Source organism: Paenibacillus lupini, assembly GCF_011761355.1.
Classification (GTDB): domain Bacteria; phylum Bacillota; class Bacilli; order Paenibacillales; family Paenibacillaceae; genus Pristimantibacillus; species Pristimantibacillus lupini.
Genome location: NZ_JAASRW010000008.1, coordinates 284,777 through 294,785, shown reverse-complemented (window position 1 = coordinate 294,785; position 10,009 = coordinate 284,777). Strand labels below are relative to the sequence as shown.

The 10,009-nt window shown below is 48.7% G+C and carries 11 protein-coding genes; 8 read left to right on the top strand and 3 right to left on the bottom strand.

The genetic code is table 11. From position 1 onward, the window contains the following. The first annotated feature begins 148 nt into the window (after nt 1–148). The gene (locus FHS17_RS24775) at nt 149–475 is read left to right on the top strand and encodes an MGMT family protein (protein WP_167281132.1); all 327 of its coding nucleotides are present in this window, start codon (nt 149–151) and stop codon (nt 473–475) included. Between the two features lie 65 nt (nt 476–540). Next, nucleotides 541–963, top strand: coding sequence for a DUF1284 domain-containing protein (locus FHS17_RS24770; protein WP_167281131.1), 423 nt, complete (start codon nt 541–543; stop codon nt 961–963). Nucleotides 964–1,000: 37 nt separating this feature from the next. Here the strand turns inward: FHS17_RS24770 and FHS17_RS24765 are convergent, their stop codons facing one another. Together FHS17_RS24765 and FHS17_RS24760 are read right to left on the bottom strand one after the other, a co-directional pair. Beyond that, nucleotides 1,001–1,282, bottom strand: coding sequence for an alpha/beta-type small acid-soluble spore protein (locus FHS17_RS24765; protein WP_167281130.1), 282 nt, complete (start codon nt 1,280–1,282; stop codon nt 1,001–1,003). Between the two features lie 80 nt (nt 1,283–1,362). Beyond that, nucleotides 1,363–2,070, bottom strand: coding sequence for a glycosyltransferase (locus FHS17_RS24760; RefSeq protein WP_167281129.1), 708 nt, complete (start codon nt 2,068–2,070; stop codon nt 1,363–1,365). A 173-nt stretch (nt 2,071–2,243) separates the two neighbouring features. Between FHS17_RS24760 and FHS17_RS30325 the strand changes: the two genes are divergently transcribed. From FHS17_RS30325 to FHS17_RS24745, 3 genes are all read left to right on the top strand, one after another. Next, complete coding sequence (locus FHS17_RS30325) at nt 2,244–2,630, top strand: WGxxGxxG family protein (RefSeq protein WP_243865523.1); 387 nt, start codon at nt 2,244–2,246, stop codon at nt 2,628–2,630. Between the two features lie 133 nt (nt 2,631–2,763). After that, nucleotides 2,764–3,282: a DUF3231 family protein gene (locus FHS17_RS24750; RefSeq protein WP_167281128.1), complete on the top strand. Its 519-nt coding sequence runs from the start codon at nt 2,764–2,766 to the stop codon at nt 3,280–3,282. A 121-nt stretch (nt 3,283–3,403) separates the two neighbouring features. Further along, complete coding sequence (locus FHS17_RS24745) at nt 3,404–4,225, top strand: GNAT family N-acetyltransferase (RefSeq protein WP_167281127.1); 822 nt, start codon at nt 3,404–3,406, stop codon at nt 4,223–4,225. A 61-nt stretch (nt 4,226–4,286) separates the two neighbouring features. Here FHS17_RS24745 and FHS17_RS24740 read toward each other — a convergent pair whose 3' ends face one another. After that, nucleotides 4,287–7,133 (bottom strand): glycosyl hydrolase 115 family protein, encoded by a 2,847-nt coding sequence (locus FHS17_RS24740; RefSeq protein ID WP_167281126.1) that lies wholly within the window; start codon nt 7,131–7,133, stop codon nt 4,287–4,289. Nucleotides 7,134–7,343: 210 nt separating this feature from the next. On the opposite strand from FHS17_RS24740, the gene FHS17_RS24735 reads away from it, so the two are divergent. The 3 genes from FHS17_RS24735 (at nt 7,344) to FHS17_RS24725 (ending at nt 10,002) form a co-directional block, all read left to right on the top strand. Continuing rightward, nucleotides 7,344–8,351, top strand: coding sequence for a peptidoglycan-binding domain-containing protein (locus FHS17_RS24735; RefSeq protein ID WP_167281203.1), 1,008 nt, complete (start codon nt 7,344–7,346; stop codon nt 8,349–8,351). Nucleotides 8,352–8,488: 137 nt separating this feature from the next. Then, nucleotides 8,489–8,932, top strand: coding sequence for a MarR family winged helix-turn-helix transcriptional regulator (locus tag FHS17_RS24730; protein ID WP_167281125.1), 444 nt, complete (start codon nt 8,489–8,491; stop codon nt 8,930–8,932). A 116-nt stretch (nt 8,933–9,048) separates the two neighbouring features. Then, nucleotides 9,049–10,002 (top strand): VOC family protein, encoded by a 954-nt coding sequence (locus FHS17_RS24725; protein WP_167281124.1) that lies wholly within the window; start codon nt 9,049–9,051, stop codon nt 10,000–10,002. Nucleotides 10,003–10,009 lie beyond the last annotated feature (7 nt).

Genomic DNA, 10,009 nt, shown 5'->3' with positions numbered 1-10,009 from the left:
GTTAAGCTGTTCTGCCGATAGCGAATGTCACCAAACGAGCAACCGCTATCGACAGAACAGTTAAGAGGTAACTTATCATTTTTCATTGTATGATAAATGGACAAGTAAAAAGGGAAAGCAAGTGAACAGAGAGGATGGGGCGAAACACATGTTACAGCCATATACGATGAGAGTTATCGAGACGATTAAACAAATCCCGGAAGGCAAAGTAATGACTTACGGTCAAATCGCAGCTCTCGCTGGCAGCAGCAGAGGGGCGAGGCAGGTCGTTCGGATTTTACATTCATTAAGCAGCATCCATCAGTTGCCTTGGCATCGGGTCGTTAATGCAAAAGGAGAGATTGCGATACAAGAGGATGAATCTCGTATGATTCAGCAGCATCTACTGGAGGCTGAAGGGGTAGAGGTGGGGCGAAGCGGTCGAATTGATCTTGCTCGTTTCCGCTATGAGCCGGATGTTGCACCGGAATTATAGGACTCCTCATATGTTAACCTATGTGATAAAATCAGGTTAACATATACATAGGAAGGAGCAATCGAATGCAGAGCATATCATTAAGAGGACATCATTTGTTTTGTCTGCTTGGTTATCGGGGCAAAGGTTATTCAGATAGCTTCTGTACCAATATGACAACTGTATACGAGACGCTGCGCCAGCAGCCGCAAACGATGATTGAGATCATCGAAGGTCCGGATGTGATCTGTGCTGCGTTCCCGACGGATCAGCCGTCCCACTGTCAGAATCCAAGCGTGTACCGCAAAGACAGCGAGATATTAGGTGTGCTTGGACTTACGATCGGAAGCCGTCTTCGCTGGGAAGAGCTTTGCAGCCTCGTGGCTGAAGCAATCGAGCCAAGTGACATCCATCGGCTGTGCTATGACTGTCCCTGGGAGCTGTATGGTCTCTGTCAAGAAGGGGTAGCGAATATGCGAGAGGCGAAAGCGCTCAGAGCATTGCCTTAAAACGGAGCCTCCAACCAGAACAGAACAAAGCGGCAGCTTAAGGCTGCCGCTTTGCAAGCTTCTCCTGTGCCATCCGGATCATTTCGCGTATCATAGGTCCGCCGATCCTGCCGCCTACATGCCCGGCATCCTCCGTCTTCATCTGCCCGTTGTCGCCGCGATTCATCCGAATACCCAGCTCGCCGGCCACCTCGTATTTCACATCATCGGGTCTGTTCTCATCCACAGTGTAACCTTCTTGCCGCATAACATTCGCTTTTAATGTCTGCATAGCCGCACCAGCCTCGGGTACTAGAAGCCGTCTATTCCGTCTTCCCATTTTATTACACCGCCTCAACTATAATTTTATTGCTGGCTTTTATTTTCCCCGGTAAGCCCTGCAATTATGAAGGCGAAGAATTAAATATACTGGCTTAGGATGGCATTAACCTTGGCACGGTTGGAGATAAAAGTATGGCGCTTCAGGAGCCGCTGGTTCAGTGTGTTCTTGCTATGCACGACGACCATGTAATTGCGTTTACCGCCAGTTGTTAGAATTTCATGTTTCTGTTTGATGACTCCGCTGTGTCCATCCACTGTTTTGTAACGAAACCCGCTAAAATAACGCTCTGATTTATAAATCCACGTATAGAACGGCGGGGAAGACTTACTAACTGTAGCGATCCGATGCTTTACGCTGTCGTAAATATACCCAGCCTGGTTAATGAGCGCCCGAGTACCTTGTTTGGGTTTATATTGGTGAAGCTGGTCAATTAAGGTGTAGTGGTACGTATCATCGCAATCCAGGCGGACGAGATAGAGAAACTCATCGCTGCCAACGGTTTTGCGCAGCTTATCTTCATATTTTTTTTCTGCTACAAACCGGATATGACCAGGAAGCTTCGGATACTTTGCTAATTCAGCTCGGATCAATGCTTCTGTCCTTTCGGTATAAAAAATGTACGCATGAAAATTTTGATTGCTTTGTTTCAGCAGGCTTTGAAGGGTATATTTCATAAAAATCGACATTCTGTATTTGATCCAATGAGGGGTCAGCCCTACCCGATATACACCGCCTCTGTTCGAACGGTTGTTAAACTCGATTTCCACAACAATTGATTTTGTCATCTCGTCCACCCTCCCTTACGTCTGAGATAATATATTCCAAAGGGACAGATTGGTATGGGACAGCATCTCTATAGAGGAACTTTAATCATGCTTAAAGTTGGCAGTATAGATTGATCCCCCAAAAAGCAAAGCTAAGGTCGTACACAATAACCTTAAAGGGGAGTTACTGACTAATGAAAAAGGCTTACGCAATGCTTGTTGCTGCAACCCTCATGTTGTCCGCTGCATCGGTTCCTGCTTTTGCTGCAGAACATTCCAGTAAGGAAGAAGCAGCCATGGACAACGGCCGCACGAACACGAATAGCAACACCTTTGGTACAAACAGCTATGGCAACTATGGAACGAACAGCAGCACAACAACAAACCGTACAAACGGGTACAATGCAACATCAAACCAAATGAACAGCTACGGTACAAACGGCACAGGTACAGGTGTAAATGCTAATAACTACCGTACATTGGCTAACGATAATGACAACGATATGGATTGGGGCTGGCTGGGACTACTCGGCTTGGCTGGGTTATTTGGCTTAAGAAGCCGTGACCGTGAACGCACCTAATATTCTGCTGTAATGAAACCCCCTGTTTCTGACAGGGGGTTATTTATTGGAACCACTGAAATGGAATGTTTCGAATGCGTCTGAGCATATTAAATCCGTTGCATCTAATAAAGAATGAAAAGAGGTATTTATAATGGGGATTTTAAGTGGTAATCCGAAAGATGAACCGATGCACTACGGCGAGGTTTATGCAGTATGGCAAGCCTCTACAGTCGCTAAAGGTGCTGTTTCCTGCTATCAGGCTTATTTGAACCATGCTGGTGACAAAGATCTTAAAAAGGTTCTGGATGCCCTTATTGATCAAGCAAAGCTGGAAATAAAAGAACTTGATACGCTGCTCACAGATAACGGTATTACTCCAGCACCTGTTATGCCAGAGAGACCTCCGGTCAAACTTGAAGATATCCCTGTTGGAGCAAGATTTGCTGATAATGAAATTGCGGCTGCAATAGCAGCTGATGCGTCAGCAGGACTGGTGGCTTGCAGCCAAGCGATGGGCCAATCCATAAGAGAAGATGTTGGTGCACTATTTGGGAAATATCATCTTACTAAAGCAGCCTTAGGTGTACGTATATTAGAAATGGTTAAAGAAAAAGGGTGGCTTATTCCTCCACCGCTTCAATTGAAACGTCCGGAGCCTGTAAAAGCATAAATTCGTTTGAGCCCTGCTCCTTGAGCAGGGTTTTTAATTTGCTTGACAGATATTTCAGTTGAATATAGACTGGTGAAAATTTCAGAAGTGTCTCATACTGTTGCCAAAGGGGGGAATCGAGATGTGGGAGAGGCTGAGGCCTGAAGAATTAGCTCTACATATGCTTAAGACTCCGTCTTTTATTGCAAATGAAGTAAAAATGAACCTGCTGCACCGGATTTGTGAGATGAGCCAATCGGTGTGCTTCAGACATATGGATGGTTCCGCCATATTCGCAGGTTCTCCAGGCCATAATGCTTGGTTATGGGTCGATGATTCGTTGGCCGAAGAAATAAGGCGCCCTATGCTTCAAGATCTGATAAGACAGCTCGCGAGCCATACGCTGCGCGGTATTACGGCTGAACCAAGGCATGCCAAGCTGTTCGCTGAGCTGTACGCCTCCCGTTATCGAGTGCGTCCGGAGAACAAGATGGGGATGGAAGCTTATTATTGTCCGGTTGTGATGTATCCGGCAGATGTTGAGGGAAGTCTGCGACAGGCAGTGACTTCGGATGTACCACTTGTAGCTGAATTTATGGCAGGCTTTGCTGAAAGCGCATACGGAATAAAGGTTCATCCAGCCAGCCAAATACCTGCAGCGAACAACGCAATTGCTTCGGGTAATTTATATTTATGGATTATAGAGGGGATCCCTGTGTCGATGGCGCAGATCGCCCATCGCTCTCCGCGTCATGCACGCATTAACTATGTGTATACGCCTCTTGAATTGCGTAAGCGGGGTTATGCCAGTGCGACAGTAGCGGCATGCTGTGACTTAATCGTACAGGAGAATCGAGTGCCTATGCTGTATGCCGATCTGACTAACCCTGATTCCAATAAGGTTTACAAAAGCATTGGTTTTGTGGAATGCGGTAAAGTGGCGGATGTGAAGTTTGTCTCGTAATAGAGATCGATAAAGTCAGAAAAACCTCTCCAGCTGGAGAGGTTTTTTCGTCTTCGCTTGTTTATTTATTTCCCCGGTAGCTTTCCGGAGGTCCCAAGTAGCTTGGCTTTACACCACCGGTGTCGATGATGATTTTTTGCAGGACGACGATCGGATCGACCATCCATATTTTGAGCGTATGATAACCAGCTTCAGGCACGATATGCTTCGATTCTGCTGTACGGATATTGAGAATCACACTCTGTTCCCAATCCTGTTCCGAGTAGCTGCCGTCTTTGGTTAACCCGATAGCACTAACGACTTGAACTGGACCGTCATCAAAGGATACACCAAGGCGTAAGCCCTGACCTGGAATAAAGTCGATTGTTGGAGCGATCAAGGCAGCTACTTTCAGCTCACCCGGTGTTACCAGATATACTTCATACTCGAGACAAGGCGAATTATCGATTGTAGGCTCCGGTGTGGACGATGCCGTTACAGGGAAGACACCCATCGATGACAAGGTCCGTCCGTAATTCGGGATAACGTGCCAGCTTGCCTCGGCTGTTTCCTTATTTGCGCTGTAGTGCTCCGCTTCAATCGAGATATAGCCATCCGTTTCGATAAAACCAGTTAAAGCTTCACGGGAAGGAGCTGCCGGTTTACATGCGCAGATCATGACAGTGAAGGCTTTTCTGTTCAGCATATCGATCAGAGTAATCGTACCGCAAATTTTATCGGACTCAGGTACCTTTGGCCAGTCGATATCGATCCATAGCCGCTCTTGAGCGTTCACGCTGCCTTCTGTCATGCTTAGCATAATCCAAGGCTCGTCCGCTGTGGCGGAGAAGGTGAACGCCTCGGAGCCACGGTTGAACAAATCGATATAACGGGTTTCCCGCATATAATTGCTGAACAATAGAGGAGGCAGCTGCGGATCCCGCGGCCAAGCCAGCTCCGAGCCTTCAATAGCCACGCCCATGCCGGAGTTTTCTTTGGTGAGGGTAATCGTTCCTGTCTCAGGCAGGATATGCTCCTCTGGCTGCTGCCAATAGGTGTAGCCGATGTGAAGCTGATCCATCATATGGTTCCATTTGCCGCCTGCCAGCTCATGGTTATAGGTGTAAGTCAGCTTGGCATCAGCCTCAAACAGCTGTTTGACAAGACGCGCCTCTGTATTAGCTGAAGCCCGGCCTTGCGCTGCATACAACTTACTTCTCTCCACGCGGATATACATTTCCAGCACCTGAGCGGAAGCTTTCGCTGGATAGAGGGCCAATTGGAAGAAGGAATCCTTAAGCGACTCATCCAGCTCTTCGTAGATGCGCTCCGCCAGTGCAACTGTCTCATGTACTTCAGCCAGGACGTTATCCGCCTCTTTGTAATGAACGGAACTAAACAGTGGTACGGCATTCAAGAGCTCTGGCTTTAGCCTGCCGTTCCACTTGGAATAACGGTTAATAATGAGTGCTGTCTCTTTCGCGTAGGCAGTACCAAATTGCTGCTCCGCCCACCTTACGCTGAACTCTTCGATATTATCTTTATTGAAATCATTGATATTCCACCCAAGCCGCAGGAAAAACTCCAGCTGGCATTCCACCGGCTTCAGGTCGCCGACATTAACGACCCAAATGAGGTCTGCGCCATATTCATAAGCCTTGTGCATTTGTTCCCAAATTTTCTGAAGCGGCACGGAATTAACCCATTTGTAGGAACGAGGACCGCCGACATAGTCGAGGTGATAATAGATACCTGCACCGCCGGAGCGGACGCGTTCCTCAGCGGTTGGCACCCGCCGCAGATTGCCATGGTTATCATCTGACCACAAGAGCGTGATATCATCCGGCACACGCATGCCATTCTCGTAATAGTCCTGCACTTCTTTATAGAGAGCCCACAACTGCGGGACATCGGAGGCTTCTCGTTTTGTCTGTTCGCTAATAATATGACGTTGATCTTGTACGATCCGCTGGAGCAGCTCGATTTTCTCCTGGAAGGTTAATTGGCCGCCCATGGCTTCATCGCCATCTCCACGCATACCAAGTGAAATAATATTCTCGTAGCTGGCGCTTCTGCGAATACCTTCTTCCCAGAACTTGTACAGCACTTCTTCATTGATGGAGTAATCCCAAGGCCCCTCTTTGTGTTTCTTCCAGTCACCATGCGGACGCTGCATCGGCTCGTGATGCGAGGTGCTGATCACAATGCCGTACATATCGGCTACAGCAGGGTTCAGTTCATCATCCTCATAAAAGGTATTATCCCACATGGCCGGCCATAAATAGTTTGCTTTCAGACGCAGCAAGAGCTCGAACACATGCTCATAGAAGTTATGTTTAAAGTCGCCAAAGTTCTCTCGTACCCATGCCATAAGCGAAGGGCCTTCATCATTTAAAAAAATGCCGCGATACCTAACGGATGGCTCACCTTGCTTGTAGATCCCATTGCGGAACATGAGCTCCGAATGGTTGCGAACAGGGACATCCGCCCAGTAATGCCACGGTGAAACGCCAATTTGCTCGGATATCTCATAGATGCCGTAGATGGTGCCACGTTTGTCGCTGCCAGCGATAACGAGCGCTTCAGCAATGCCTGGGAGAGGGTTCGTAACCGTTTGCAGAACAAAAGACTCCCATTTGCCGCTAAGCTCGGAAGCATCCAGCTTGCCACCCTCAATCAGCTTGTCGACCAGTCCACTTTTGCCGATTGTACCGATGATAACGGAGTTGTTCGTCAGCACTTCTGCTTGGTGAATCAGCTGCGGCTTGGTTTGTGCGACCTTATTAATATCCTGCTGCAGATCCTTCGCTGCCCGAACTACTCCTTCATAGTCGTCTTGAGAAACGTAAATATCTGCCGCCACGCCCTTATAGGCAAGCGGGAAATGGCCTTCGAGATAACGAAATGCGATAGCCTTTTCGTTCAACATGCTAAGACCCCCGGTTTAATAGATGTTATTAGAGTGGGACTATTATATAACAAGGGTTTGGGCGATGAATCGGGAAGGGAGCAACATGTTTAATTTTCACGATAAACTCTTTAATTTTTTAATCGAATATAGTGCCGTATGAAATTCGAAAATGGGGAATAGTAAGGCGTGGAAAAACAATTCAACACGAACAGGAAGGTGTCTTTGGAAATGAAATGGGACTGGTTGTTGTCTTCCCGTGAGAGCACTGGGAAGCCTAGTAAAGCAGGCAAAATCATTGGCGCGGTCGTATTGTCTGCGGCATTAATGTTTAGCGGGGCTGGCACAAGTCTAGCTGTCGGCAAAGGAGCCAAAGGGCCGGATATCTATGTTATTCAAGGGATGCTGAAATCAGTAGGCAGCTATTCCGGCAAAATAAACGGCTATTATGATGCGACAACGGTAAGAGGGGTCAAGCATTATCAAAAAACGCATGGCCTTAAAGCGACAGGGTCAGTAGATGCGAAAACATTCCAGTCCATTACTTACTCTTACAGCACTGCTAAATATGGCAAGAAAGTAAGCGCCAAAGGCACAGGTAAAGTGAAAGGGCTTGGCGTAGGCAAAGGCGGCGGAGCTGGCGGTGGCGCAGGTGGTGGCGCAGGCGGCGGAGCTGGTGGCGGCGCAGGCGGCGGAGCTGGTGGCGGCGCAGGCGGCGGAGCTGGTGGCGGCGCAGGCGGCGGTGCTGGTGGTGGCGCAGGCGGCGGAGCTGGTGGTGGCGCAGGCGGCGGAGCTGGTGGCGGTGCAGGCGGCGGAGCTGGTGGCGGTGCAGGCGGCGGTGTTGGTGGCGGTGCAGGCGGCGGTGCTGGTGGCGGCGCAGGCGGCGGAGCTGGTGGCGGCGGATTCGGCGGCGGCGGAGCTGGCGGCGGCAAAGGCTTCGGCGGCGGCGGTGGCGGCCAAATGCAAGAAGGCGGTAAAGGCGGTAAAGGCTTTGGCGGCGGCGGTGGCGGCCAAATGCAAGAAGGCGGTAAAGGCGGTAAAGGCTTTGGCGGCGGTGGCAGCCAAATGCAAGAAAACGGTAAAGGCGGCAAAGGTATTGGCGGCGGCGGTACAGGCGGCAATGGAGGCGGTGGCAACAACATTGCGCCGAACAACCAGGCGCCAAACGCTGCACCTAAATCAGCGAATCCAGCGCCAAACAAAGCACCAGGCGAAAATTCGGCACCTAATCTCCGTTAAGCAACTGCTTACGGAATGTCATAATAGGGGGTTGTCCACGAGTTGGACAGCCCCTCAATTTTTTTTCAAATACCCCTTTACATTTAGCTTTAAATAAAGTATCTTTAAATTAAGATAAACGAAAGCGAGGCGGCACAATGGAAAAAGAAAAAGATGAATCACTTGATCTTTACATCGCGCTTGCCAGAGCAAGCCAATGGGTAAATGCTCATGCTGATCGTGATATCCGCAAGCATGGCCTTAACCGGACCGAATTCGGGGTACTCGAACTGCTCTATCATAAAGGTCCGCAGCCATTACAGCAGATTGGCGAGAAGGTATTGATGAGCAGCGGCAACATTACTTATGTGATTGATAAGCTGGAGAAGAAAGGTTTTGTCTGTCGCAGAGCTTCAACAGAGGATCGACGGCTCATATACGCCGAAGTGACGGACGTGGGCACACAGTTTATCGAAGAAGTTTTCCCTCAGCATACCCTCATCATTGATCAGGCGGTTGGAGGGCTGACAGTTGAAGAGAAGCAGGCAGCAAGTGCGCTTCTTAAGAAGTTAGGCAAGTTTGCACAGACGACCTTCAAGTAGGAATGATGATGGTCGTAATTATCATACAGCATGTTATGCCATATATCTTAAATTAAAGATTCTTAAAAACTTAAAAACTTAAAAACTTAAAAACTACTATTAGGAGAGTGGAATTTATGACAAACAACCAACGTACAGCAGGGATTCATCATATTACAGCATTTGTGAAAAACCCTCAGGTAACAACTGACTTTTACGCAGGGGTACTTGGTTTGAGACTTGTGAAAAAAACAATCAACTTCGACGCACCGGAAGTGTACCATCTGTACTTCGGCGATGAAGTCGGCAGCCCTGGCACCATTATTACTTTCTTCCCTTGGGAAAACTCTCGTAAAGGCGTAGTTGGCGGCGGTCAAGTTGGCTACACCACTTATGTTGTACCGGAAGGTACGCTTGGCTTCTGGAGAGAGCGCCTGGTGAAATTCTCGATCGAGTTCCAGGAAACCTCGCGGTTTGGCGAGCAGTACCTGCAATTTGCTGATCCGGATGGCTTGCTTGTTGAGCTGGTGGCGCGTGAAGATGGTCCAAGAAGCACATGGACGTTTGGCGGTGTATCCGCTGATAATGCGATTAAAGGATTTGGCGGCGCGATTCTGTACAGCACGAATCCAGCTGCAACTGCACAATTGCTCGAGCATGTAATGGGTCTGTCGAAAGTCGATGAGGAGAATGGCTTAGCTCGTTTCCAATCGTTTGGTGAACTGGGCAATATTATCGATGTGAATACTGAACCAATGGCGGCTGGTCATGGCGGCCACGGTACCGTCCACCATATCGCATGGAGAGCAAAAGACGATGCTGAGCATGTGGCTTGGCAGCAGCATGTAGCAGAGAATGGCTTCCAGCCAACTCCGATTGTGGACCGTCAATACTTCAACGCGATCTACTTCCGTGAGCAAGGCGGCATCCTATTCGAGATAGCGACTGATCCTCCAGGCTTTGCACGTGACGAAGAAGTCGAGCATCTTGGTGAGAAATTGATGCTGCCAGCATGGTACGAACAACATCGTGAAAGCATTCAACAGCTGCTCACACCGTTTGATGTACGGGTAATGGAACTGGATCGTTAATAATAAC